The sequence below is a fragment of the Streptomyces sp. KR80 genome (assembly GCF_052245555.1).
In the GTDB taxonomy this organism is placed as follows: Bacteria; Actinomycetota; Actinomycetes; order Streptomycetales; family Streptomycetaceae; genus Streptomyces.
Genome location: NZ_JBQQCD010000001.1, coordinates 580280 through 604799 on the forward strand (window position 1 = coordinate 580280; position 24520 = coordinate 604799).

The 24520-nt window shown below is 71.7% G+C and carries 16 protein-coding genes; 1 reads left to right on the forward strand and 15 read right to left on the reverse strand.

Annotated features, from left to right (window positions below; translation table 11 throughout):
• Nucleotides 1–81: 81 nt before the first annotated feature.
• From ACTWQI_RS02635 to proB, 3 genes are all read right to left on the reverse strand, one after another.
• On the reverse strand, nt 82–1407 hold the full coding sequence (locus ACTWQI_RS02635) for a glutamate-5-semialdehyde dehydrogenase (protein WP_443266971.1): 1326 nt from the start codon (nt 1405–1407) through the stop codon (nt 82–84).
• A 373-nt stretch (nt 1408–1780) separates the two neighbouring features.
• Complete coding sequence (locus tag ACTWQI_RS02640; RefSeq protein WP_443267176.1) at nt 1781–2293, reverse strand: hypothetical protein; 513 nt, start codon at nt 2291–2293, stop codon at nt 1781–1783.
• Between the two features lie 398 nt (nt 2294–2691).
• A complete protein-coding gene (gene proB / locus ACTWQI_RS02645) occupies nt 2692–3912 on the reverse strand; it encodes a glutamate 5-kinase (RefSeq protein ID WP_443266972.1) in 1221 nt (406 codons plus the stop codon).
• A gap of 341 nt (nt 3913–4253) precedes the next feature.
• Here proB and ACTWQI_RS02650 point away from each other — a divergent pair, with 341 nt between their 5' ends.
• Nucleotides 4254–6350 carry a hypothetical protein gene (locus ACTWQI_RS02650; RefSeq protein ID WP_443266974.1) on the forward strand — a complete coding sequence of 699 codons (2097 nt, stop codon included), beginning with the start codon at nt 4254–4256 and terminating at the stop codon, nt 6348–6350.
• 165 nt (nt 6351–6515) lie between these two features.
• Here ACTWQI_RS02650 and obgE read toward each other — a convergent pair whose 3' ends face one another.
• The 12 genes from obgE to mreC form a co-directional block, all read right to left on the reverse strand.
• Entirely contained in the window at nt 6516–7958 is a 1443-nt protein-coding gene (gene obgE, locus ACTWQI_RS02655) for a GTPase ObgE (RefSeq protein WP_443266975.1), read from the reverse strand.
• A gap of 142 nt (nt 7959–8100) precedes the next feature.
• Complete coding sequence (gene rpmA, locus ACTWQI_RS02660) at nt 8101–8358, reverse strand: 50S ribosomal protein L27 (RefSeq protein WP_443266977.1); 258 nt, start codon at nt 8356–8358, stop codon at nt 8101–8103.
• Between the two features lie 13 nt (nt 8359–8371).
• Complete coding sequence (gene rplU, locus ACTWQI_RS02665) at nt 8372–8692, reverse strand: 50S ribosomal protein L21 (protein ID WP_443267178.1); 321 nt, start codon at nt 8690–8692, stop codon at nt 8372–8374.
• Nucleotides 8693–9291: 599 nt separating this feature from the next.
• On the reverse strand, nt 9292–13011 hold the full coding sequence (locus ACTWQI_RS02670; RefSeq protein ID WP_443266979.1) for an Rne/Rng family ribonuclease: 3720 nt from the start codon (nt 13009–13011) through the stop codon (nt 9292–9294).
• A 218-nt stretch (nt 13012–13229) separates the two neighbouring features.
• Nucleotides 13230–14006, reverse strand: a complete 777-nt coding sequence (locus ACTWQI_RS02675) for a TIGR03936 family radical SAM-associated protein (protein WP_443266981.1) — start codon at nt 14004–14006, stop codon at nt 13230–13232.
• A 48-nt stretch (nt 14007–14054) separates the two neighbouring features.
• On the reverse strand, nt 14055–15308 hold the full coding sequence (locus ACTWQI_RS02680) for a hypothetical protein (RefSeq protein ID WP_443266983.1): 1254 nt from the start codon (nt 15306–15308) through the stop codon (nt 14055–14057).
• A gap of 165 nt (nt 15309–15473) precedes the next feature.
• The gene (locus ACTWQI_RS02685) at nt 15474–17402 is read right to left on the reverse strand and encodes a TIGR03960 family B12-binding radical SAM protein (protein ID WP_443266986.1); all 1929 of its coding nucleotides are present in this window, start codon (nt 17400–17402) and stop codon (nt 15474–15476) included.
• A 179-nt stretch (nt 17403–17581) separates the two neighbouring features.
• Complete coding sequence (locus tag ACTWQI_RS02690; protein ID WP_443266988.1) at nt 17582–19246, reverse strand: CYTH and CHAD domain-containing protein; 1665 nt, start codon at nt 19244–19246, stop codon at nt 17582–17584.
• A gap of 65 nt (nt 19247–19311) precedes the next feature.
• Nucleotides 19312–20511: a rod shape-determining protein RodA gene (rodA, locus tag ACTWQI_RS02695; protein WP_443266990.1), complete on the reverse strand. Its 1200-nt coding sequence runs from the start codon at nt 20509–20511 to the stop codon at nt 19312–19314.
• The gene (mrdA, locus tag ACTWQI_RS02700; RefSeq protein ID WP_443266991.1) at nt 20511–22691 is read right to left on the reverse strand and encodes a penicillin-binding protein 2; all 2181 of its coding nucleotides are present in this window, start codon (nt 22689–22691) and stop codon (nt 20511–20513) included. The genes rodA and mrdA overlap by 1 nt, the downstream gene beginning before the upstream one ends.
• Nucleotides 22692–22785: 94 nt before the next feature.
• Entirely contained in the window at nt 22786–23484 is a 699-nt protein-coding gene (mreD, locus tag ACTWQI_RS02705) for a rod shape-determining protein MreD (protein WP_443266993.1), read from the reverse strand.
• A gap of 3 nt (nt 23485–23487) precedes the next feature.
• On the reverse strand, nt 23488–24504 hold the full coding sequence (mreC, locus tag ACTWQI_RS02710) for a rod shape-determining protein MreC (protein WP_443266995.1): 1017 nt from the start codon (nt 24502–24504) through the stop codon (nt 23488–23490).
• Nucleotides 24505–24520 lie beyond the last annotated feature (16 nt).

Sequence of the window (24520 nt, forward strand, 5' to 3'; positions counted from 1 at the left end):
CCGTCCAGAGTACGGCCGCCCGCACCCTTTGGGCAGGGAGAGACGGAAATCCGGGACGGCCGAAAAGGCGGCGGGGGACGGTCAGCAGCTGCGCTGACGCGCGTCCCGCACGTGCCCGTCCCCGGTGACCACGTACTTGGTCGACGTCAGCTCGGGCAGGCCCATCGGTCCCCTCGCGTGCAGCTTCTGCGTCGAGATGCCGATCTCGGCGCCGAAGCCGAACTGGCCGCCGTCGGTGAAGCGGGTCGAGGCGTTCACGGCGACCGTGGTGGAATCGACCAACTGGGTGAACCGGCGGGCGGCGGCCTGGGAGCCGGTGACGATCGCCTCGGTGTGGCCGGAGCTCCAGAGCCGGATGTGCGAGACGGCCGCGTCCAGGTCGTCCACCACGGCGGCGGCGATGTCGTACGACAGGTACTCGGTCTCCCAGTCCTCCACGACGGCGGGCACGACGGTGGCCCGCGTCCCCGCCCGCTGGGCCGCTTCCAGCACCCGCTCGTCCGCGTGCACGGTCACCCCGGCGTCGGCCAGCGCCTCCAGGGCACGGGGCAGGAACACGGCGGCGATGTCCTGATGGACGAGGAGGGTCTCGGCGGCGTTGCAGACGCTGGGGCGCTGTGCCTTGGAGTTGATCAGGATCTCGACGGCCATGTCGAGGTCGGCGTGGGCGTCGACGTAGACATGGCAGTTGCCGGTGCCGGTCTCGATGACGGGGACGGTCGACTCCTCGACGACCGTGCGGATGAGCGAGGCGCCGCCGCGCGGGATGAGCACGTCGACCATGCCGCGGGCGCGCATCAGCTCGCGGACGGAGTCCCGGCTCTCTCCGGGGACCAGCTGCACGGCGTCGGCGGGCAGCCCGGCCCCGCCGACCGCATCCCTCAGCACGGTGACCAGGGCCTGGTTGGAGGCGTACGCGGAGGAGGAGCCGCGGAGCAGCACGGCGTTGCCCGACTTCAGGCAGAGGGCGGCGGCGTCGACGGTGACGTTGGGCCGGGCCTCGTAGATGATCCCGACGACGCCGAGCGGCACGCGTACCTGGCGCAGGTCGATGCCGTTGGGGAGGGTGGACCCGCGGACGACCTCCCCGACGGGGTCGGGGAGGGAGACGACCTTGCGCACATCGGCGGCGATGGCGCGGACCCGCTCGGGGGTGAGGGTGAGCCGGTCGATGATCGCCTCGCTGATGCCGGCGGCGCGAGCCCGCTCGACGTCCTCGGTGTTGGCCTCGACGATCTCCTTGGTCCGCACCTCCAGGGCGTCGGCGATGGCCAGTAGCGCGTCGTCCTTGACCGACCGGGGCAGGGGCGCCAGGTCGGCGGCCGCGGCCCGGGCGCGGTAGGCGGCGCGGATGACGGGGGACTTCGGCGTGGGGTCGGCCAGGGGTGAGGGGAAATCGCTGCTCATGGCGGCCAGCCTACTGAGCCTTCGGCCGGGCCCCGGCCGATATTCCGTACTGCGAGACGGCCTGCGGCCCGCTGCGGTGGTATGCCCGCCCCCGCGCGGGCCCGATCAGACCGGCGCCCCCGCCGCGCGGCAGCCGGGGTCACACGGCGGCCGCCGCTGCGCTCCGCCCGCGGCCCGCGTGCACCCGGACCACCAGGGGCACGACGTTGCCGGTGAGTGCCGCCTCGCAAGCCCGCGTCCACTGACCTGGCGCCCCTGCCGCGGTCGGACAGGCGCGCGGACCTCTGCCTCCGTGCACCCGCGCCGGGGGCGGTGCTGCGCTGCCACCGTGGTGGAGGGGACGGCCAGCGGGCTGTGAGAACCCGCCCGCCCGTCAGTACGGGTGGACGCCCACGCGCGTCGCCGGAGGCGGCCCGTAGCCCTCGGCGATGCGCTGGTGGTACGTCTCGCGGTCGATGACCTCGAGGCCCACGATCTCCCACGGCGGCAGCTTGGCCGTCGAACGGTGTTCCCCCCAGAGCCGGAGCGCCACTGCGGCCGCGTCGTGCAGGTCGCGGGCCTCCTCCCAGTAGCGGATTTCGGCGTGGTCGTTCGCATAGCGGCTGGTCAGCAGGAAGGGATGGTCGTGGGCGAGCTGTTCGAGCGATCGCCTGACATCTTTCAGCGGGGCCTCAGGACCGGAGACGCTGAGCGTGACGTGCCACAGCCGGGAGGCCCCACGTTCCTCCACGGCAGGACCCGACCGGGGCTCACCGCTGCCGACGGCTCCGCGCCGGTCGGTACGGTCCCCCGCTGCGACGCTGGTCAGCGTCCGCTCCTCCGCCCCAGCCCGTCGGGCGCGGGCGCTGCGGCCCGCTGGTGGCCCCTCCGGGGACCCCTGCGGCAGTCCCTGTGAGCCCAGCGGGAGGTAGCTGGGGGACGTAGCCGGGGCAGGCCCCCCACCTCGGGACCGTGCCCCTGGGCGCCCTCGTCTCACCAGCGGCCTCCCTGCATGCGTAGCGCTCCTCCCCCATAGCCCTTCGGGCGTGGGGAGAGGCACCCCGCGCCCGCTTCCCTGGGAGTCCCTCCGGGCCCAGCGGCCCGGGAGGTCCCCCACGGGGAGGGAGCCGGCGGTACCCCACGCACACGAGCGAGCCATGCGGTGCTGTCCTCGGCGGACCACCGCGGTCCGCGCGGTGTCCGTCTTCAAAGTTGACCAGCCGAGGAGCGGCTGCGGGCGGTTTTCGCGAAGGTCTCCTGGGAAAGGTTGGACTTTTCACCGATCTCGCCCGTTGTTGACGCTCGTCAGTGACCCAATACGACCAGGTCGTCGCGGTGCACGACCTCCCGCTCGTACGCAGGGCCGAGCTCGCGGGCGAGGTCCCGGGTGGAGCGGCCCAGCAGCCGGGGGATCTCCTTCGCGTCGAAGTTGACCAGCCCGCGGGCCACCGCCCTTCCCTCGGTGTCGCGCAGCTCGACGGGGTCGCCCGCGGAGAACTCCCCTTCCACGGCGGCGATCCCGGCGGGCAGCAACGAGGTGCGGCGTTCGACCACGGCCCGTACCGCGCCGTCGTCCAGCGTGAGCGCACCGCGCGGTGTGGAGGCATGGGCGAGCCACAGCAGCCGGTCGGCCGACCGGCGGCCCGTCGGGTGGAAGTACGTGCCGGTGGCACGGCCGGCGAGCGCGTCGGCCGCGTGCGTGGTGGAGGTGAGGACCACGGGAACGCCCGCCGCGGCGGCGATCCGGGCCGCCTCGACCTTGGTGACCATGCCCCCGGTGCCGACCCCGGCCTTGCCCACGCTGCCGAACGAGACGCCCGCGAGGTCCTGCGGCCCGGCGACTTCGGAGATCCGGGTCGCGCTGGGGGTGCTCGGATCGCCGTTGTAGAGCCCGTCGATGTCGGACAGCAGGACCAGCAGGTTGGCCCGTACGAGATGGGCGACGAGCGCCGCGAGCCGGTCGTTGTCGCCGAAGCGGATCTCGTCCGTGGCGACCGTGTCGTTCTCGTTGACCACGGGCAGGGCACCCATGGCGAGCAGCTTGTCCAGGGTGCGGTAGGCGTTGCGGTAGTGGGCCCGGCGGCTGGTGTCGTCGGTGGTGAGCAGCACCTGGCCGACGCGGACGCCGTAGCGGGCGAAGGAGGCGGTGTAACGGGCGACGAGCAGGCCCTGCCCGACGCTGGCGGCCGCCTGCTGCCGGGCCAGGTCGCGGGGGCGGCGCCGCAGCCCGAGCGGGGCGAGGCCGGCCGCGATCGCGCCGGAGGAGACCAGCACGATCTCCTTCTCTCCTCCCGCCCTCCCCCAGCTATCGCTGGGAGGTGCCCCCAGCGCGCCACCACCCTCAACCGAGGCCCTTCGGGCCGCACTGCCTTCACTGCGGGCCTTCGCGAGGACGTCGACGAGCGCATCGACACGGTCGGCGTCGAGCCCTCCGGCCGCGGTGGTCAGTGACGACGAACCGACCTTGACCACGACCCTGCGGGCGCCCGCCACCCCGTCTCGTACGGCTCTTGCCCCTGCTGGCACTGTCTGTCCCCACTGATCGTTCGAGCTCTCCGCCTGGCAAATCTACGTCAGCGCGGACCGGCGGTGACGAGCCGTCCCGATCGGCGGACGCTCCGCCGCCGTGGGAAGCTGCGGCGTGGCGAGGAACACATCGGAGCTCCTCCTCGGCCGATTTGGTTCACTGCCTTTGACCGGATACGCAGTGATAGCGGTCACGCCAGATTGTCACCAAGGCAGCGCACGTCATACGGTCAGTGGTCGTCCCCCGTCGCCGTCGCCCCCGTGCGGCACCGGCGCGAGGCCCGGCCGGCCCCCACTCGGCCGCCCCCGATCCGTTCGTCTCCCTGCCAGGAGCCCAGCCCGTGCCCTTTGCCGGACTCTCCCCCCGCCGCGTCGTGCAGCTCTCCGCGCTGCTGGCGATGGTCGTGGCCTTCGCAGCCCAACTCACCGGCGCTCTGCTGCCCGACGTGCCGACCTTCGTCGCCGCCTCCGCGACAGGCCTCGCACTCGATCTGTATCTGCAGTACAAGCAACCAGGTCTGCTGTCGCTGCTGGGCAAGATCCGGTTCGACGTCACGGTCCGGCAGCTGCTGCGCGACATGCTGATCCTCGTCGGCCTGCTGCGCATAGACGGGATCAATCCGCTGCACGAGCAGTCGCCGGTGACCATCGCGCTGCTCTCCTTCTACGCCGTGCACTTCGCCTGCCAGGCGGTCGCGGTGCTGGTGCGGCGCACCCGTGTGCTGCCGATCGTCACGCGGAACATCGACACCTCGGCGCTGCACCTCACGGCCGCCCCGCCGCGCATCCTCCTCCGGCGCCCGGGCCACCGGCTGCTGACCTTCTCCGTGCCGACCACGGCCGGGCTGCTGATGACCGCGATCACCAGGGACGCCGGCTGGGCCGCCGCCGGGCTCGGCCTCTCGCTGGCCGTCATCGTCGTCGGCACGGTCCACCTCGCCACCTGGCTGCTGCCGCGCAAGCGGCCCGTGACCGAACAGAAGGCCCTGGCCTGGCTGAACGGCTGGCTGGCCGAGTACCGGCCGACCATCGGCATGTACTTCTCCGGCGGCACGACGTCCGCGTACCAGGCGAACATGTGGCTGTCGACGCTGGCCCAGCTCGACGGCAAGCCGGTCATCGTGCTGCGCGAGCGCTTCATGGTGCAGAAGATCGAGGCGACGGATGTGCCGATCATCTGCATCCCCAAGGTCGCCCATCTGATGAACCTGGAGCAGTCGACGCTGAAGGTGCTGCTGCATCCGGCGAACTCCGGCAAGACCTCGCAGGTGCTGCGCATCCCGTCGATCAAGCACGCCTTCATCAATCACGGGGAGAGCGACAAGCTCTCCAGCTGCAACCCCTACGCGAAGGCGTACGACGAGGTGTGGGTGGCCGGTTCGGCCGCACGCGAGCGCTACCAGCTCGCGGACATCGGCGTCGAGGACAAGGACGTCGTGGAGGTGGGCCGGCCCCAACTGGCCCCGATCCGGCCGTACCCGGGCGCGCCGACCGGCGAACTGACCACCGTCCTCTACGCACCCACCTGGGAGGGCTGGGACGGCCAGCCCGGCAACACCTCGGTGATCCTCGCCGGTGAGAACATCGTCCGCGAACTGCTCGCCGACCCCCAGGTGCGGCTGCTCTACAAGCCGCACCCGATGACCGGCTCCGTCGACCCGCGCGCGGGTCGCGCCGACGAGCGCATCCGGGCAATGATCGTCGAGGCGAACGCCGAGCGGAGCGGGGCACGGCCGGGGCCGGAGGCCGCGGCGGAGCTCGCCCGCCGGACCGCCGAACTCGACCGGCTCACCAGCACCGCCTTCCGCGCGAGCGCGGACGAGATCGAGCGGATGATGCTCCAGGGCTCCCCGGACGGCGACCGCCAGGCGGCAGTCGACAAGGCGACCGCCGCGTGGGAGACCGCGTATTGGTCGTCGTTCCCGGAGTGGGAGCACCAGATCATCACCGAGGCCCGGCCGGGCATCTACGCCTGCTTCAACCAGGCCGATCTGCTGATCAGCGATGTGTCGAGCGTCGTCTCGGACTATCTGACCAGCGAGAAGCCGTACGCGGTGGCGAACACCAGCGGGCTGGCGGAGGACGAGTTCCGCGCCGGGTATCCGACCGTACGAGCGGCCACGATCCTGAGCCCCGACGCGAAGGTGGTGCCTGCGCTCCTGGAGTCCGTGCGCGACCCCGGGAAGGACACCCTCGCGGCGGCCCGCGCGGAGCTCAAGGAACACTTGCTCGGCCCGTCCGACCCGCCGTCTCTGGAGCGCTTCGACAAGGCCTCGCTCACCCTGGCCGCCAAGGCCGATGAGCGCCGCGTACGGATGGCCGCCCGCCTGGCGTCCGAGATCCCGGGCCAGCGGGAGGAGCTGGACAACTCCGACGCGGAACTGTCCGAGGAGGAGCAGCTGGACACCAACGGCGCGGAGGACTCGGTCACCGCCTAGCCCTCGCCGGGCCGGCCGGGGGCGCCGGCGGTGTTCCCCTCGTGGGCCGCTCGGCGGCGGGTGACCGTTCGCGTCGGGGAGGGCCTGCTGCGACACCGCTGCCGCGGTCGCTGAGGCACCTGCAGCAGCAGGACCACGGTGGCGCCCCGGGGCGCCCGTCGCGGGCTATGCGAAGGGGTCGAAGCCCTCGTACTCCTGCTGGGCGGCGTCGGTGCGCTCGGCCTCGCGCTCGCGGCGGCGTTGCGCGGCCGGGCGCGGGGCCTCGAAGCGGTGGTCCTCGCCGCGGCGGCCGAGCATCTCGGCGCCCGTGACCATCGTCGGCTCCCAGTCGAAGACGACGGCGTCCTCGTCGGAGCCGATGGCCACCCCGTCACCCGCACGGGCACCGGACTTGACCAGCTCCTCCTCGACGCCGAGCCGAGCCAGCCGGTCGGCGAGGTAGCCGACGGCCTCGTCGTTGTTGAAGTCGGTCTGGCGGACCCAGCGCTCCGGCTTCTCGCCCCGCACCCGGAAGAAGCCCTCGCCCTCCGCCGTGACGGTGAAGCCCGTGTCGTCCACGGCCTTGGGGCGGATGACGATCCGCGTCGCCTCCTCCTTGGGCTTGGCGGCCCGCGCCTTGGCGACGATGTCCGCGAGCGCGTACGACAGCTCGTTCAGACCCAGGTGGGCGATGGCCGAGACCTCGAAGATCTGGTAGCCGCGAGCTTCCAGCTCGGGCCGGACGATGTCGGCGAGGTCCTTGCCGTCCGGGATGTCGATCTTGTTGAGGACGACGATCCGCGGCCGGTCGTCCAGGCCCCCGTACTCCGCAAGCTCCGCCTCGATCATGTCGAGGTCGGTGAGCGGGTCGCGCTCGGACTCCAGCGCCGCCGTGTCCAGGACGTGCACGAGCACCGAGCAGCGCTCGACGTGCCGCAGGAACTCCAGGCCCAGGCCCTTGCCCTGGCTGGCGCCCGGGATCAGGCCCGGGACGTCGGCGATGGTGTAGACGGTCGAACCGGCCGTCACCACACCGAGGTTGGGGACCAGGGTGGTGAAGGGATAGTCGGCGATCTTGGGCCTGGCAGCCGAGAGGACCGAGATGAGGGAAGACTTGCCGGCGCTCGGATAACCGACCAGCGCCACATCGGCGACGGTCTTGAGCTCCAGGACGATGTCCTGGGACTGGCCGGGCTCGCCCAGCAGGGCGAAGCCGGGGGCCTTGCGGCGGGCCGAGGCGAGCGCGGCGTTGCCGAGACCGCCACGGCCGCCCTGGGCGGCGATGAAGCGCGTGCCGTGGCCGACCAGGTCGGCGAGGACGTTGCCGTGCCTGTCCTGGACGACCGTGCCGTCGGGGACCGGCAGGATCAGGTCCGTACCGTCCTTGCCGGAGCGGTTGCCGCCCTCGCCGGGCTTGCCGTTGGTGGCCTTGCGGTGCGGGGAGTGGTGGTAGTCGAGGAGCGTGGTGATCGACTGATCGACGACCAGGATCACATCGCCGCCACGGCCGCCGTTTCCGCCGTCCGGACCGCCGAGCGGCTTGAACTTCTCCCGGTGAACGGAGGCACAGCCGTGGCCTCCGTTACCCGCGGCGACGTACAGCTCGACGCGGTCCACGAAGGTGGTCATACGGGTTGCCTCCAAGATGGGGTCTCCCGCCACCGGCGGAAGGACGTGCGGGACTGCTGGTACTCAACACGCCGAGGGCGGACCCGCTTCCCCGCGTCGCGGGAAAGCACGGTCCGCCCTCGGATCGCTCTACGGGGCTGAGTTACTCAGCGACCGGAACGATGTTCACAACCTTGCGACCACGGCTGGTGCCGAACTCGACCGCACCGGCGGCGAGGGCGAACAGCGTGTCGTCGCCACCACGGCCGACACCGGCGCCCGGGTGGAAGTGGGTGCCACGCTGACGGACCAGGATCTCGCCGGCGTTGACCACCTGGCCGCCGAAGCGCTTGACGCCGAGCCGCTGGGCGTTGGAGTCGCGACCGTTCCGCGTGGACGATGCGCCCTTCTTGTGTGCCATCTCTCCTCAGTCCTTACTTCGCAGCCGCGGGGATGCCGGTGATCTTCAGGGCCGTGTACTGCTGGCGGTGGCCCTGGCGCCGACGATAACCGGTCTTGTTCTTGTACCGAAGGATGTCGATCTTGGCACCCTTGTGGTGGTCCACGACCTCGGCCTGGACCTTGATCCCGGCCAGCACCCACGGGTCGCTGGTCACGGCGTCGCCGTCGACGATGAGCAGGGTCGAGAGCTCGACCGTGTCACCCACGTTGCTGGTGGAAATCTTGTCTACCTCAACGATGTCACCAACAGCGACCTTGTGCTGGCGACCACCGCTGCGCACGATTGCGTACACGCGGATCTCACTCTCTCTGCTCGTCACGGGACCCTTGATGCCAGCCGCTCACACGGGCCGGGGGCCCGTGATATCCGGAGGGACGAGCGGCCTCTCCCGGCGGTCCGGGAGGAAGTTGCTCAGGGGTTTGGCGTACAGACGCCGACGGTCAAGGTTACGGAACCCGCACCAGGCGGTCAAACCGAGCCCCTCGCCGGGGTGGCCGCTCCGCGCGGCGGAACGCGCCCCTCCTGCGGAGTGCCCCCAGCACCCACCGGCCCGCAGACCCGGGAGCCAACACACCGGATCCCCCGGCGCACCGTCACCAGGTGGCCGCTCGCGGCGGGGGTACGCGCGACGAGCTGCCCGCGCGCCGGAGACCCTCGCGGCCCGCCGCGACCCTGCGGCAGACAGGCAGGCTGACGGGCTCGCTCCGTCACCTGGCCGCTGACGCGGGCACGGTGCCCGGGGCCGTTCGCGCGCCGAGGCCGGGCGTTCGCGCGCCGAGGTCGGGGAAGTGGCCCGCGAAGTGGCGAAGGCCCCGTTGGGGCACTCGCGCCACCGCCCGGTGGCTGTCCCAATGGGGCAGGCACCGGGCGGTGTGGGCTTGGCCAGTCGGGCTACGACTCTTCGGCGGGGGCGGAGACGGACGGGACGGACTGCTCCGCGGCCACCGTCTGCTTCGCCCCCTGCTTGGCGGTCGTCTTCTTGGCGGTCGTCTTCTTCGCCGCCTTCTTCGAGGCGGCCTTCTTCGTGGCCTTCTTCGCCCCGGTCTTTCGGACCGCCTTCTTCGCCGGGCCCTCGGCCTCGGTGCCGTCTTCCGCCGCGGCCTCGCCGCCCCGGTCCTCGGCCCCGGCCTCGGGCTCCGTCGACTCCGGGTACGCCGGGACGACCACGACAGCCGACTCCTCCGCCTGAATCGCCTTCGGCGGACCCGACGGCGCCGTCACCTTGCGCGTCGCGCGGCGGCGCTTACGGGCCGGAGCAGACTCGGCGGCCGGTTCGTACGTCGTCGGCTCGGGCTCAGGCTCGCGCTCGGCTGTCCCGGCGACCGGCTCCGCGGCCGCCTCGGGCTGCGGTTCCGGGGCCGAAGCGGCCGGAGCGACGACTACGGCCGCCTCCTCCGCGGACTCCGTCGCCTTCGGCGGACCGGCCGGTGCCGACACCTTGCGGGTCGCCCTGCGCCGCGTACGGCGCCGGGTCGCCGCCGCCTCCGCCTCGGCCGCGCTGCTGAACAGCTCCTCGTCCGGTGTGAAGACCGGCTCCGGCAGCGCCTTGGGCTCGGGCGCCTCCGCCTCGGCCTCCGGCACCGTCTCGGCCTCCGCCTCGATGACCTCGGGCTCGCGCTCGTGCACATGCTCGGGCGTGGGCTCCGGCTGTGCGACGCCCTTGCCCTTCCGCTTGCGCTTGCCGCCGCCCCCGCCGGCGGCCGCCGTGGGCTGCTCCATGTGGACGATGACGCCGCGCCCGTTGCAGCGCTCGCAGGACTCCGAGAAGGACTCCAGCAGGCCCTGGCCGACCCGCTTGCGGGTCATCTGGACCAGGCCCAGCGACGTCACCTCGGCCACCTGGTGCTTCGTACGGTCCCGGCCCAGGCACTCCAGCAGGCGCCGCAGCACCAGGTCCCGGTTGGACTCGAGCACCATGTCGATGAAGTCGATCACGATGATGCCGCCGAGGTCGCGCAGCCGCAGCTGGCGCACGATCTCCTCGGCAGCCTCCAGGTTGTTCCTGGTGACCGTCTCCTCGAGGTTGCCGCCCTGGCCGGTGAACTTGCCGGTGTTGACGTCGACCACGACCATCGCCTCGGTCCGGTCGATCACCAGCGAGCCGCCGCTAGGCAGCCAGACCTTGCGGTCCAGCGCCTTCATCAGCTGCTCGTCGATCCGGTACGTGGCGAAGACATCGACCTCCGACGTCCACTTCTCCAACCGCTCCGTGAGGTCCGGGGCGACGTGCGAGACGTAGCCGTGGATCGTCTCCCATGCGTCGGCACCGCTGACGATGACCTTGGAGAAGTCCTCGTTGAAGATGTCGCGGACGACCCGGACGGTCATGTCCGGCTCGCCGTACAGAAGAGTCGGCGCGTTGCCGTTCTTCGACTTCTTCTGGATCTCCTCCCACTGCACCTGCAGCCGCTCGACGTCCCGGCTCAGCTCCTCCTCGCTCGCACCCTCCGCGGCCGTACGGACGATGACGCCCGCGTCCTCGGGGACGATCTTCTTGAGGATGGTCTTCAGGCGCGCGCGTTCGGTGTCGGGGAGCTTGCGGCTGATGCCGGTCATCGAGCCCTCGGGCACGTAGACCAGGTAGCGGCCGGGGAGCGAGACCTGGCTGGTCAGCCGGGCGCCCTTGTGACCGATCGGGTCCTTGGTGACCTGGACCAGCACCGACTGGCCGGACTTGAGCGCGGTCTCGATACGGCGCGGGCCGTTGGCCATGCCCAGCGCCTCGAAGTTGACCTCACCGGCGTAGAGAACGGCGTTGCGTCCCTTGCCGATGTCGACGAACGCGGCCTCCATGGACGGCAGCACGTTCTGGACCTTGCCCAGGTAGACGTTGCCGACGTAGCTGTTGGCCTGCTCCTTGTTCACGAAGTGCTCGACGAGGACGTTGTCCTCCAGCACACCGATCTGGGTGCGGTCGCCACTCTGCCGGACCACCATCACCCGCTCGACGGCCTCGCGGCGCGCCAGGAACTCCGCCTCGGTGATGATCGGCACCCGGCGGCGGCCCTGCTCGCGCCCCTCCCGGCGGCGCTGCTTCTTCGCCTCCAGGCGGGTCGAGCCCTTGATGGACTGCACTTCGTCGGACGGCTCGGCCTTGGGACGCGGCTCGCGGATCTTGACGACCGTGCGCTCCGGCTCGTCCGTACCCGGCTCGGCCTCGACTGCGTCACCGGTGCGGCGACGACGGCGACGACGGCGACGGCTGCTGCTGGTGCCGGCCCCGGCGGCGGCTTCCTCGGCCTCCTCCTGTTCCTGCTCCTCGGCCTGCTGAGCCGCTTCTTCGACCGCCTCCTCGGCCTGGGCGGCCTCCTCCGCGGACTCGCCCCGGCGCCGGCGACGGCCGCCACGGCGGCGACGGCGTGCGGGGCGCTCGCCCGCTTCCTCGTCGGTCTCGGCTTCGCCCTCCTCCGCCTCGGCCTGCTCCTCGGCGGCCTCGGCGGGCTGCTCTTCCGCGACAGCACCGCGGCGGCGACGTCGGCGGGCGCCAGAGGGTGCGGCAGGACGCTGCTCCTCCTCGTCCTCCCCGGCGTCCTCGGCCGCGGTCTCGGCCGCAGCGGCGGCCGCAGCGGTCTCGGGCGTCTGGAACACGGGCTCGGTGAACACCGGCGCCTGGAACACGGCGGTCGGCGGCCGCGTGGCCCTCCGCCGCCCTGTCGCAGGCGCGGCCTCGGGCTCTTGCTCAGCCTCGCCGGGCGTCTCGGCCTGCGCCTCGGGCTCGGGGGCGGTCTTGCGGGACGCACGGCGGCGGGTACGGCCACGGGGAGCCTCGTGCTCCTCGGACGCGGCGACCTCGATCCCGACCGGAACCTCGTTGGCACCGGCAGCGGTCTCAGTGGCTCCGGCCACCAGGGCCGTGGCGTCTCCCGTACCTGCCTTCTCCGAAGCGGCGGCCACATCGGACGGCGCCCCATCGGTGGTGGTGGTCTCCTCGGGCTCCGCGGCCTCGCCCTCTGCGCTCCCGGGCACCTCTGCCGGAGCGGAGGACCGACGGGTGGCGCGACGACGCGTACGAGCGGGCTTCGTGGCCTCACCGGCCTCGGCGGAGGCATCAGCGGCAGCGGAGGCAGCCACAGGCGTCCCGGCGGGGACGGCCTCGGTTACGACGGTGGGCTGGGGCTCCTCTTCAGCCGCCGCCTCGCCTGCCACCGCCTCATCGGCAGCCGCGGTGGTCGCGGCCTCGAGGGCGGGTTCGGGCTCGGGCTCGGACTCGGCGACCTGCGGCGCACCCGCCGGAGCGGTCACCTTGCGGGTCGCACGTCGGCGCGTACGGGCGGGCTTCGCCGGCTCAGCGGCCGCGGCGGTGTCCCCGGCCTCGGCGGTGGGATCCACCGCCTGGGCAGCGGCGTCGGTGGCTACGGCCTCGGCGAGGGCGTCGCCCACACCGATGGTCTCGCCGACCGCGGGGACCGCGATCGGGGGTTCCGGTTCCGTGGCCGGTATGGCCGGGGCGTCGGCAGCGGTGTCGGTGCCGCTCGGCGGGCCCGCGGGGCGGGAGGCCGCGCGGCGCCGTCGGCGCGTCGGCAGATGGTCACTGGGGCTGTTGTTGTTGTCTGAGCCGTTCCCGGCGGCGCCGCCCAGCGCCGCCTCCTGGGGCTCCATTGGTTCGAGCATGCGGGCGGTTCTCCCGTCACGCTCCCGGGCGCCGCGTCGGTTTCCGGCCGCGGCCCGCGTGATGTGCGCGGTGCCGCCGTCCGGGGCGCGGGCGCCACACGGGAGCTGTCGTCTCGCTCGCCGGGGCCGTATGGCCGACACCGGCGAAAGTCTTCTGTATCACTGCGCCTGCCGAACCCGGGTGGCTCCCTGGTGCATCGACGGCACACCGACGCGTCCTATCCGGAACCGGTCGCCGCCGTCGCGGCGGCGAGCCCGGCGGCCGTGGATGGGGCGGCCGTGACTGCCTCGCGGTCCGGTGCGAGCGGGTCGGTCACCGTGCCGGACTCCTCATCGAGCAGCCCCTGCGCCAGCCTGGTCACCGCAGCGGGGACCGGCGGCGCCAGGTCGGCCGTAGCGCGGAGACCGGACAGGACGTCGTCGGGTCGTACGGCAGGTGTCAGATGCCGAACAACCAGCCGCAGTATCGCACAGGCGCCGTCCCCGGGCCTATCAGCCGTCTCCTCGAGGGCTTCGAGGCGCGCGACGGCGGCGCGTGCATCGAAGGTTCGCAACCCGTTTTTCGTACGGCGCTCGACCTCGACGGTCTCGGCCGCGAGGAACGCCGCGACGGCCCGCTCGGCATCCGCGGGCTCCACCCCCTCGAGCCGCACCTCCCAGACGGACGCCGCCAGCCGCTCGGCCAGCCCTGAGGTGCGGGCTTCGACGGCGTCGGTGATGTCCAGTCCGGCCGGCAGCGACTCGTCGAGTAGCTGCCGCAGCCGTTCGGGATCGCGTGGCTCGGTGAGGGCGATTTCCAGGTACTCCGCCTCACTGCCCGTGCCGGTGGGTGCGGCATTGGCGTACGACACTTTGGGATGCGGCGTGAAACCGGCCGAGTACGCCATGGGCACCTCGGCCCGACGCAGCGCGCGCTCAAAGGCGCGCTGGAAGTCGCGGTGGCTGGTGAACCGGAGGCGGCCGCGCTTGGTGTAGCGCAATCGGATGCGCTGCACCGCGGGTGCGGGCGGTGGGCCTTCGGGCTGTCGCTTGCCCAGTGTCGTTCAGTCCTTCGTGAGAGCGGTCGTACTGCTACCAAGAGTACGTGTCCGCGGAGGGACCGGTTCCCGGCGGGGCGCCCCGAACAGTGCCCGGCGGATCTCGGCCCGGGTCTGCCGGGCGCTCTCCCACGCCGAGACCAGGGCCTGGCGGACACCGCGGCCGACGGCACGTACCGCCTGGGCCGCCGGACGCCACAGCTGGTCCCGCACGGCATGACCGATGGGTGTCAGGACGGTGCGGTACACCCAGCGGACCGGCTCGACGAAGATCCAGCGGAAGAGCCGGGCGAGGAAGCGCCAGACGGCGCGGGAGATGTAGCCGGCCACGCGCCAGGCGTGGCCGAGGGCAGCGCCGATCTCACGGCAGACGACGGCGAGGGCGTGCCCCACGGGCTTGAGGATCCAGCGCCAGACGGCCACGGCCGGGACGACGAGGAGGATCCGGCCCAGCCAGCGCAGCCCGTGCCCGGCCGGGGTCAGGACGAAGCGGTACAGCGCGGCGGCGGGCAGCACGATCAGCGTCCGGCCGAGCCAGGCCAGGGCGACGCCGATGCCGCGCATCGCGGCGGCCAGGCCCGCATACGCAGTGCGGCCCAGCCAGGCGACGGCACGGCCGACGGGGGCGAGGACGTACCGGTACAGGGCGACCCAGGGCCAGACGAACAGGGCCCTGCCGAGCCAGGCCAGCACGGCGCCCAGCCCGCGGCCTGCGGGAGCGATCACCTGCCGCCACAGCCACGAGAGCGGCGTCACGACGAGGATGCGCCAGAGCCAAGCGACGCCGCGGCCCGCCGGGGCGAGCACGTAGCGGTGGAGGGCGACCCAGGGCCAGACGAGGACGGCACGGGCGAGCCACTCGAGGGCGACACCCAGACCTTGTCCGGCCGGGGCGAGCAGCGTCCGCCACAGCCAGTCGAGTGCGGTCACGATCAGCGTGCGGCCGAGCCAGGCCAGAGCGCGGCCGACGGCGGTGACCGGCACGACGACGAGGGTGCGCCAGAGCCACCCCAGAGCGCGGGCGGCAGGCCGCAGCACGGTCCGCTCGAGCGCCTTGCCGCAGACGACCAGGGCGTCCCAGACCATCCGCACGGGCACCACGAGGACCAGGACGACGATCCGTACGGGCAGCCGTATCGCCCTGGTCAGACAGCCCTCCGCGGGGGCCGGACGCTCGGGGCCACGGTCATCGCTGCCCGGCCGGGCCTCCGTGACCGGGGGCACCGGCTCCGGTCGTCTGCCGTCGTCCTCCGGCGTCATGCCGCCCTCCCCCGCTGTGGCACCGATGTGTTCGCGCTGTGTCCCCGCCGCACCCAGCACGGGCCGTCACCTGACCGGACGCCACCGGCCCCGGACCGGTTGCGCCACCGGGCCCGGTCACGATGTCCGCAACGCGACCGGGCCTGGGCGAGGATGCCGACGGGGCTACTGGTTGACGACCGTCAGCGGCAGCAGCTTCTTGCCCGTCGGCCCGATCTGAATGTGTGTGTCCATCTGCGGGCAGACACCGCAGTCGAAGCACGGGGTCCAGCGGCAGTCCTCGACCTCGGTCTCGTCGAGCGCGTCCTGCCAGTCCTCCCAGAGCCAGTCCTTGTCGAGCCCGGAGTCCAGGTGGTCCCAGGGCAGGACCTCCTCGTACGTGCGCTCGCGGGTGGTGTACCAGTCGACGTCCACGCCCTGAGCAGGCAACGCCTTCTCGGCGCAGGACATCCAGCGGTCGTACGAGAAGTGCTCGCGCCAGCCGTCGAAGCGGCCGCCGTCCTCGTAGACGGCGCGGATGACCGCGCCGACCCGCCGGTCGCCGCGGGAGAGCAGACCTTCGACGATGCCCGGCTTGCCGTCGTGGTAGCGGAAGCCGATCGAGCGGCCGTACTTCTTGTCCCCGCGGATCCTGTCGCGCAGCTTCTCCAGCCGGGCGTCGGTCCCCTCGGCGGACAGCTGCGGCGCCCACTGGAACGGGGTGTGCGGCTTGGGCACGAAGCCGCCGATGGAGACCGTGCAGCGGATGTCGTTCTTGCCGGAGACCTCGCGGCCCTTGGCGATGACCTTGGTCGCCATGTCGCCGATCTGCAGCACGTCCTCGTCGGTCTCGGTCGGCAGGCCGCACATGAAGTACAGCTTCACCTGCCGCCAGCCGTTGCCGTACGCCGTGGCGACGGTCCGGATCAGGTCCTCTTCCGAGACCATCTTGTTGATGACCTTGCGGATGCGCTCGGAGCCGCCCTCGGGGGCGAAGGTGAGGCCGGAGCGGCGCCCGTTGCGGGTCAGCTCGTTGGCCAGGTCGATGTTGAAGGCGTCGACCCGGGTGGACGGGAGGGACAGGCCGATCTTGTCCTCCTCGTAGCGGTCGGCGAGGCCCTTGGCGATGTCGCCGATCTCGCTGTGGTCCGCGGAGGACAGGGAGAGCAGGCCGACCTCCTCGAAGCCGGTGTTCTTCAGGCCCTTGTCGACCATGTCGCCGATGCCGGTGATCGAGCGCTCGCGCACCGGGCGGGTGATCATGCCCGCCTGGCAGAAGCGGCAGCCGCGCGTGCAGCCGCGGAAGATCTCCACGGACATCCGCTCGTGGACGGTCTCGGCGAGCGGGACCAGCGGCTGCTTCGGGTACGGCCACTCGTCGAGGTCCATGACGGTGTGCTTGGACACCCGCCACGGCACGCCGGAGCGGTTCGGTACGACGCGGGAGATCCGCCCGTCGGCGAGGTACTCCACGTCGTAGAACTTCGGCACGTACACGCTGCCGGTCTTCGCCAGCCGGAACAGCAGCTCGTCGCGGCCGCCCGGGCGGTCCTCGGCCTTCCAGGCGCGGACGATCTCGGTGATCTCCAGGACCGCCTGCTCGCCGTCGCCGATGACCGCGCAGTCGATGAAGTCCGCGATCGGCTCCGGGTTGAAGGCCGCGTGGCCGCCCGCCATGACGATGGGGTGGTCGGTCGTACGGTCCTTGGCCTCCATCGGGATGCCGGACAGGTCGAGGGCGGTGAGCAGGTTGGTGTAGCCGAGTTCGGTGGCGAAGGAGACGCCGAGCACGTCGAAGGCGCTGACCGGGCGGTGCCCGTCGACCGTGAACTGCGGGACGCCGTGCTCGCGCATGAGCTCCTCGAGGTCCGGCCAGACGCTGTACGTCCGCTCGGCCAGCACGCCCGCACGCTCGTTGAGCACCTCGTAAAGGATCATGACGCCTTGGTTGGGCAGTCCGACCTCGTACGCATCCGGGTACATCAGCGCCCAGCGCACGTCGCACTCGTCCCACGGTTTGACGGTGGAGTTCAGCTCCCCCCCGACGTACTGGATCGGCTTCTGGACGTGCGGCAGAAGCGCTTCCAGGCGTGGGAAGACCGACTCGACAGGCATCTGAGGGTTCTCTCCTGAACGGGCAAAGGTGACCCTCAAGACTAACGCGCCTCGAGGGTCGCCCGAACGGACGAAGATGCGTCCCCGCAGGCGCGGGGCCGACCGCGCACATCACACCTGTCCCAGACCCGGGGATCTTCCCCGCGCGGGCGGGGCTACGCGGCGAGGCGACCGCGGTTTCACGCCCCCAGGGCCGTGCGGAGCCCCTTCCGCGACGCCTCTTTCCACGCCTGGGGCAGCTCCCGCTCACGACGAGCCGCGCGCGCCTCCTCGCGCCCGTACAGCACCCCGTAGGTGAAGGAGCTCTCCTCCGCCGCCTCGGCCTGGGCGGCGATGTCGCGGAGGGCACCGCGGGCGACGACGCTGTCCTGGTGGTCGCCGAGCGCGTCCTGCAGCGCCTTCATGTGCTGCACGAAACGTTTCGCCGGCTTGCCGATCGCAGGCTGGGCGGTCTCGGCGGAGTACCGGGTCCGCTTGGCGGCCTTACGTGCCTCGTGCATGGCGACGTCCCGCTCGCCGCCCTCCGTGGCGGCGAGGGCGGTGTCCATGGCGGCCGCGAGCCGGTCGAAGTCGCGGACCACGGCGTCGGGGAGGACCTCGAGCGGCGCGCGGGCGGCTGCCGGAAGCAGCGGCGGACCGGCGAGCAGCGCGTCCAAGGCGTCGAGGAGGTCCAGATAGCGCCCGTCGTCCAAGACCGCGGCGACCCGGTCGTGCGCTCCGCTGCGCTGGGCGTCCGACCAGGTGCGGAGCCTTGCGTCGACAGGCCCGACGAGCAGCGTGCCGGGCAGCTCGGCCCGCCGCTCGTACAGCCGCGCGGTGAGCACCTCGCGGTCGCGTTCGACCCCGAGCTCGCCCGCGAGCCACTTCAGCTCGTCGCTGATCGGGTCGGTCACCTCCCGGTCGAGGAGCTTGCGGAAGGACCTGAAGGCGCTGCGCAGGCGGCGGGTGGCGACGCGCATGCGGTGGACGGAGTCGGGCTGGTCGCGGCGGACGGCGGGATCCAGTTCGACGATGGCGGTCACCTGGGCGCGCAGATGGCGCAGCAGATGGTCGCCGGCGGATGGCTCGGCCGACTTCCCGGGCGTCTTCCCCAGCTTCTTCCCGGCTCTCTTGCCCGACTTCTTGCCGGGCACTTCCTTCGTGGGCCCCTTTCCGGACGGTTCGCCGACGGCTGCGCCGACCGGTCCGAGCCGCGCCTGCTCGTCCTGCCCTTCCGCCCGCGGGCGGGTCTCGGCCAGCGCGCGGGCGAGCTTGGACGGGCCGGCCGCGCGCCGCACTCCAGCCTTGCCGAGCGTCTCCTCGACGGCGTCGAGGAATCCGCGGTCGGCGCCCTCCGCGAGCTCGACCTCGATCTCGGTCCACCTCGCCGTCCCGTCGCCTCCGGCCAGCCGCTCGGCGACGACGTCGTCCACACTGACCTCGGCGAGCGGCGCACCGTCCGCGTCGACGAGACGGCGCACGTCCCGCCGGGACCGCAGCCGGACGACCGGTACGAGCGGGGCTCGGCGGACCCGCGACCGTACGAGCGCGGCCAGCTGCTCGGGCAGCCCGTCGGACAGCGGCGCGCGGATCTCCTCCCGGACGTCCGTGGCGACGGGAAGCTTGAGGTGCCAGCCGGCGTCGTCGCCGCCGGTGCGACGGCGCAGCGTGATGCCGTCCGCGGCGAGCCGCTCCCAGCCTCCGGCCGGGGGCGTCCCCACCCCGGCGGTGTCGTAGTACGTGGCGTCGAGGTCGGTGACACCCTCATCCACCACGGCCGCGACCCCGGGGACACCGGTCAGGTCGGGCAGCCCGTCGGCGGTCGACTCGTACTTGCGCTCGATCTCGCGCACCTCGTCCGCCATAACGCGAATCTAACGGCAGGGGTCGGCCCGCGACACCCCCGTCAGCAGCGACCTGAGCGCCTGGCCTAAGCCGACACCGGACGCTGGACCTTGATGGACTGGAGCAGCCCGATGGCCATCCAGACGGCGAACATCGACGTGCCGCCGTAGGAGACGAAGGGCAGCGGCAGTCCCGCGACCGGCATGATGCCGAGCGTCATGCCGATGTTCTCGAAGGACTGGAAGGCGAACCAGGCGATGATGCCGGTGGCGACGATCGTGCCGTACAGCTCGGTCGTGTCGCGGGCGATACGGCAGGCGCGCCACAGGATGATGCCCAACAGCAGGATGATCAGGCCACCGCCGAGGAAGCCCAGCTCCTCCCCCGCGACGGTGAAGATGAAGTCGGTCTGCTGCTCGGGCACGAACTGGCCGGTGGTCTGGTGACCGTTGAAGAGTCCGGTACCTGTGAGGCCGCCGGAGCCGACGGCGATCCGTGCCTGGTTGGTGTTGTAGCCCACGCCGGCCGGATCGAGTTCGGGGTTGGCGAAGGCCGCGAACCGGTTGATCTGGTACTCGTCGAGGAGGCCGAACCACCAGACGGCGACGGCCCCGCTCGCACCACTGGCGATCAGGCCGATCACCCAGCGGTTGGACGCCCCGGAGCCGAGCAGCACGCCGAGCACGATCACCACGATCACCATCACCGAGCCGAGGTCCGGCATCAGCATGATGATCCCGATGGGCAGCGCGGCCAGGGCGAGGGACATGACGACGGTGCGGTGGTCGGGGTGGACCCGGTCGCCCGCGTCCACCCGCGCGGCCAGCAGCAACGCCATCCCGAGAATGATCGTGACCTTGGCGAATTCGGCGGGCTGGAGCGAGAGGCCGCCGAACTTGAGCCACGCGTGCGAGCCGTTGATGGTCGTGCCGAGCGGGGTGAGCACGGCCGTGGTGAGCAGCACGGAGACGCCGTAGAGCACCGGGATCGCGCCGCGCAAGCTGCGGTGGCCCACCCAGATCGTGCCGACCATCAGCGCCAGCCCGATACCGGTGTTCAGCACATGCCGGAAGAGGAAGTAGTACGGGTCACCCTCGTTGAGCTCCGTGCGGTTGCGGGTCGCCGACCAGACGAGCAGCGAGCCGATCCCGGAGAGCAGCAGAGCCGAGCCGAGCATCGTCCAGTCGAGCCGCCGGACCATCGAGTCGCGCGCGGTGAGCTTGGCCCAAACGGTGAGATTGGGCCGGTAACGGCTGATGGAGAAGCTGTTGTTGGCGCCGGCCACTAGTCCCTCCGCCTGTCCAGAGCGGCCGCCAGCTCGACCTGTGCCGCCGACTCGGACGGCTTCGGGGTCTCGTACGGCTTGATCTCCTCTGCCTCGATCGTCCCGTTCTTGTCGATCTTCGGCAGGTCCTTCTGGGGCTTGGGGAGCAGCGCGCGCTTCTTGTCGATGGTGCCCTTCTCGTCGACTCCGTAGAGCGCGTTGTAGATGTTGCGCACCGCGGGGCCGGAGGCCCCGGAGCCGGTGCCGCCCTGCGAGATCGTCATGACGATGGCGTAGTCGTCGGTGTAGGTGGCGAACCACGAGGTGGTCTGCTTGCCGTAGACCTCCGCCGTACCCGTCTTGGCATGCATCTCGATCTTCTTCTGCGGCCAGCCGCCGAACCGCCAGGCCGCCGTGCCCCGGGTGGCGACACCGGCGAACGCCTCGTCCATCTTCTTCAGGTTCGTCTTCGTCACCGGCAGCTTGCCGTGGGACTTGGGCTCGATCTTCTGGATGTGCCTGCCGTCGGGGCTGACGATGGCCTTGCCGACGGTCGGGTCGTAGAGCGTGCCGCCGTTGGCGACCGCGGCGTAGATCGTCGCCATCTGGATCGGGGTGACGAGGGTGTCCCCCTGGCCGATGGAGTAGTTGATGGCGTCGTAGGCGTGCAGCTTGAAGCCTTCGAGGCAGCCCTCACGGGCGAGAATGGTGTCGAAGTCCTTCTTCTTGGGCCATGCCTTGGCCTGTTTGCACCAGCTGTCCTTGTTGGCCTTCCAGAAGTCCTTCTTCCACTGGCGGTCGGGGACGCGGCCGGTGACCTCGTTGGGCAGGTCGATGCCGGTCTCGGCACCCAGGCCGAAGTCGTGGGCGGTCTTGTAGAACCAGTCCTTGGTGTTCTTCTTCGGCTTGAGCCCACCGTCCTTCTTCCACTCGTCGTGCCCGAGTCGGTAGAAGACGGTGTCGCAGGAGACCTCCAGCGCCCGGCCCAGGCTGATCGCCCCGTGGCTCTGCGACTCGAAGTTCTGGAAGGTCTGCCCGCCGATGCTGTACGAGCTGGTGCAGGGGTAGCCGCCGTTGAATGCGTAGCCCGCGTTGAGCGACGCGGCGGTGGAGACCACCTTGAAGATCGATCCGGGGGCGGCCTGGCCCTGGATGGCCCGGTTCAGCAGCGGGTAGTTGGACTTCTTGCTGGTCAGTCGCTTGTAGTCCTTGCCGTCGATACCGCCGACCCAGGCGTTGGGGTCATAGTCGGGGTTGGAGGCCATCGCCACGACGCGCCCGGTCTTCGCCTCCATCACCACGACCGCGCCCGCGTCCGCCTCGTACGGGCGGTTGGTGTTGCGGTCGATCTGCTTGCGGGCCTCCCGCATCGCTTGATCGAGCTCCTTTTCCGCGATGGCCTGCACGCGGGCGTCGATGCTGGTGACGACGCTGGAACCGGCCGTTCCCTTGTCGGCGTTGGTCTGGCCGATGACGCGGCCGAGTTTGTCGACCTCGTAGCGGGTGACACCGGCCTTGCCGCGCAAGTACTTGTCGTAGGTCCGCTCCAGACCGGAGCGGCCGACCTGGTCCGAGCGCAGGAACGGGGAGTCGGTGTTCTTGGCCTTCTCGATCTCCTCGTCGGTGACGGGCGAGAGATAGCCCAGGACCTGTGCGGTGTTGCCCTTCAGGGGCGCCGGGTAGCGCCGTACGGCGGTGGGTTCGGCGGTGATGCCGGGGAAGTCCTCGGCCCGCTCGCGGATCTGCAGCGCCTGCTGGGTGGTGGCCTCGTCGGTGATGGGAATGGGCTGGTAGGGCGAGCCGTTCCAGCAGGGCTGCGGCGTCTTGGAGTCGCAGAGCCGGACTTTCTCGGCGACCTCGTGCGGCTTCATGTCGAGCACGTCGGCGAGGCGCGCGAGCACAGCCTTGCCGTCGTCCTCCATCTTCAGTAGATCGGTGCGGCTCGCGGAGACCACCAGGCGGGTCTCGTTGTCGGCGAGCGGGACGCCGCGGGCGTCGAGGATGGAGCCGCGGGTGGCGGGCTGGACGACTTGCTGGACGTGGTTGCTGGCGGCCTCGTCGGCGTACTCGTCGCCGTTGCGGATCTGGAGATACCAGAGGCGGCCGGCGAGGGTGAGCAGCAGTGAGAAGACGAGGATCTGGATGGCCACCAGACGGATGGTGACCCGGGGAGTCCGGCCGGTCTCCGGAAGGTTGGTCACTGTGCCCCCTCGCGTGTCTCACCGGTCCGCGCCGTCGGCAGGGCCCGCGGCGCGACGACCGTCCCTTGCAGCGCGTCGGGGGAGGGTGCAGCGTTCACAGCCGTTTGACCCCCTTCATGCGCCCCGTCTTCGTCTTGGCCGGTGCACCGAGCAGCCCGCCCCGCCGGCCTCCGAGACCGCTGTACCGGCCGACCCGGCTCTTCCGGCCGACGAGCAGACTGCCGGCCGTCATGAAGCCCCGCAGCGCGGCGTCGGTTCCGGAGGCGCCGCCGCCGGCCTCGGCCATGGGGTCGTTCTCGGCGCGTCTGGCCAGCCACATGACGCCCGGCACCACGAAGGGCGCGAGCAGCAGGTCGTAGAGCGCGGCCGAGAGGATCAGTCTCGCGAGACCGACATGGTGGGCACCTGTGTCACCGACGAGCGCGCCCACACCGAGGTACAGCAGCGTGGCACCGACGGCCGCGGCGACGACGACCATCAAAGGGCCGGTCGCCGAGCGGAGACGGCCGCTCTCCGGCTTGGCGAGACCCGCGAGATAGCCGATGACCGACAGCACGAGCGCGTACCGGCCCACCGCGTGGTCCGCGGGCGGCGCGAGGTCGGCCAGCAGGCCGGCCCCGAATCCCACGACGCAACCGCCCGTGTGGCCGTACACCAGAGCCAGGGCGAGCACCACGAGGAGCATCAGGTCGGGAGCCGCGCCGGGGAGTTGCAGCCGGGCCAGGATGCTCACCTGGACGACGAGCGCGACGACCACGAGCGTGGTCGAGAGCAGCATCCGGTTGAAGCGCATGGGTCAGCTCCTGGTGGGGCTCGGCACGGCCGTCGCCCCGGCGGGCGTGGCCTCGTCCGAAGGCGTGGACTCGTCCGCGGGCGGGCTCGCCGTGCCCGAGGGGTCGGCGGATCCGCCGGGGGTCATGGTGACGGTGACGGTGGGCGTCGGCTTGGCCTTGGCGGGCGGCGGCAGGACCATGTCGCGCGGGTCCTTGCGCGGCGGCTGCACCACGACGCCGATGATGTCGAGCTTGGTGAACCCGACGAACGGCCGGACCTGGACGGTACGGGTGAGAGCGCCGTCGGCGGGGTCGACGCGGACGACCTCCCCGACCGGCACGCCGGGTACGAACGGTCTGTCGGCGCGCGAGCCGAAGGTGACGAGCCGGTCGCCCTTGCTGACCTTGGCCTTGCCGTTGAGGAGTTGGAGGCGCAGCGGCCGGTCACCCTGACCGGTGGCGAAGCCGAGCTCGGCGGTCTTCTCCATCCGCGTGCCGACGGTGAAGTCCGGATCGTTGGCGAGCAGGACCGTGGAGGTGGCGGGGCCGACGGTGGTGACCCGGCCGACCAGGCCGTCTCCGTTGAGCACGGTCATGTCGCGGGCGATGCCGTCATTGCTGCCCGCGTCGATGGTGACGGTCCAGGAGAAGCCCTGGGCCGCTCCTATGGCGATGACCTCGGCGCCCTTGATGCCGTACTGGCCCGCGCCCGCGGTCTTGAGCATCTTGTCGAGCTCGGCGGCGCGTCCGCGGGTGCGGACGTCACTGCCGAGCTTCGCCTTGAGGGCGGCGTTCTCCCGCTCCAGCCGGGCGATCCGGCTGTGCCGCCCGCCCGAGTCGCGTACGGCTCCGATGGCGTGGCCGATCGGGCCCACGGCGGCAGCGACGCCGTGCTCCACGGGCCCGAAGGCCGACGCGGCGGCTTGCCGGGCGCTGTCGAGCGGGGAGTTCTCACCGCCGCGGATGTCCACCGTGATCAGAGCGAACGCGATGGCGATCAGCAGCACCAGGAGCAACCGGCTCTCTCGTGTGTCCCTCACGTGCGACGGCCGTGCC

Excerpts from the sequence above, each read along its gene's own strand:
- ACTWQI_RS02690 (WP_443266988.1), bottom strand. The coding sequence starts at position 19,246 with ATGGCGGACGAGGTGCGCGAGATCGAGCGCAAGTACGAGTCGACCGCC.
- ACTWQI_RS02685 (WP_443266986.1), bottom strand. The coding sequence starts at position 17,402 with ATGCCTGTCGAGTCGGTCTTCCCACGCCTGGAAGCGCTTCTGCCGCAC.
- ACTWQI_RS02680 (WP_443266983.1), bottom strand. The coding sequence starts at position 15,308 with ATGACGCCGGAGGACGACGGCAGACGACCGGAGCCGGTGCCCCCGGTC.
- ACTWQI_RS02635 (WP_443266971.1), bottom strand. The coding sequence starts at position 1,407 with ATGAGCAGCGATTTCCCCTCACCCCTGGCCGACCCCACGCCGAAGTCC.
- rpmA (WP_443266977.1), bottom strand. The coding sequence starts at position 8,358 with ATGGCACACAAGAAGGGCGCATCGTCCACGCGGAACGGTCGCGACTCC.
- obgE (WP_443266975.1), bottom strand. The coding sequence starts at position 7,958 with ATGACCACCTTCGTGGACCGCGTCGAGCTGTACGTCGCCGCGGGTAAC.
- mreD (WP_443266993.1), bottom strand. The coding sequence starts at position 23,484 with ATGCGCTTCAACCGGATGCTGCTCTCGACCACGCTCGTGGTCGTCGCG.
- ACTWQI_RS02670 (WP_443266979.1), bottom strand. The coding sequence starts at position 13,011 with ATGCTCGAACCAATGGAGCCCCAGGAGGCGGCGCTGGGCGGCGCCGCC.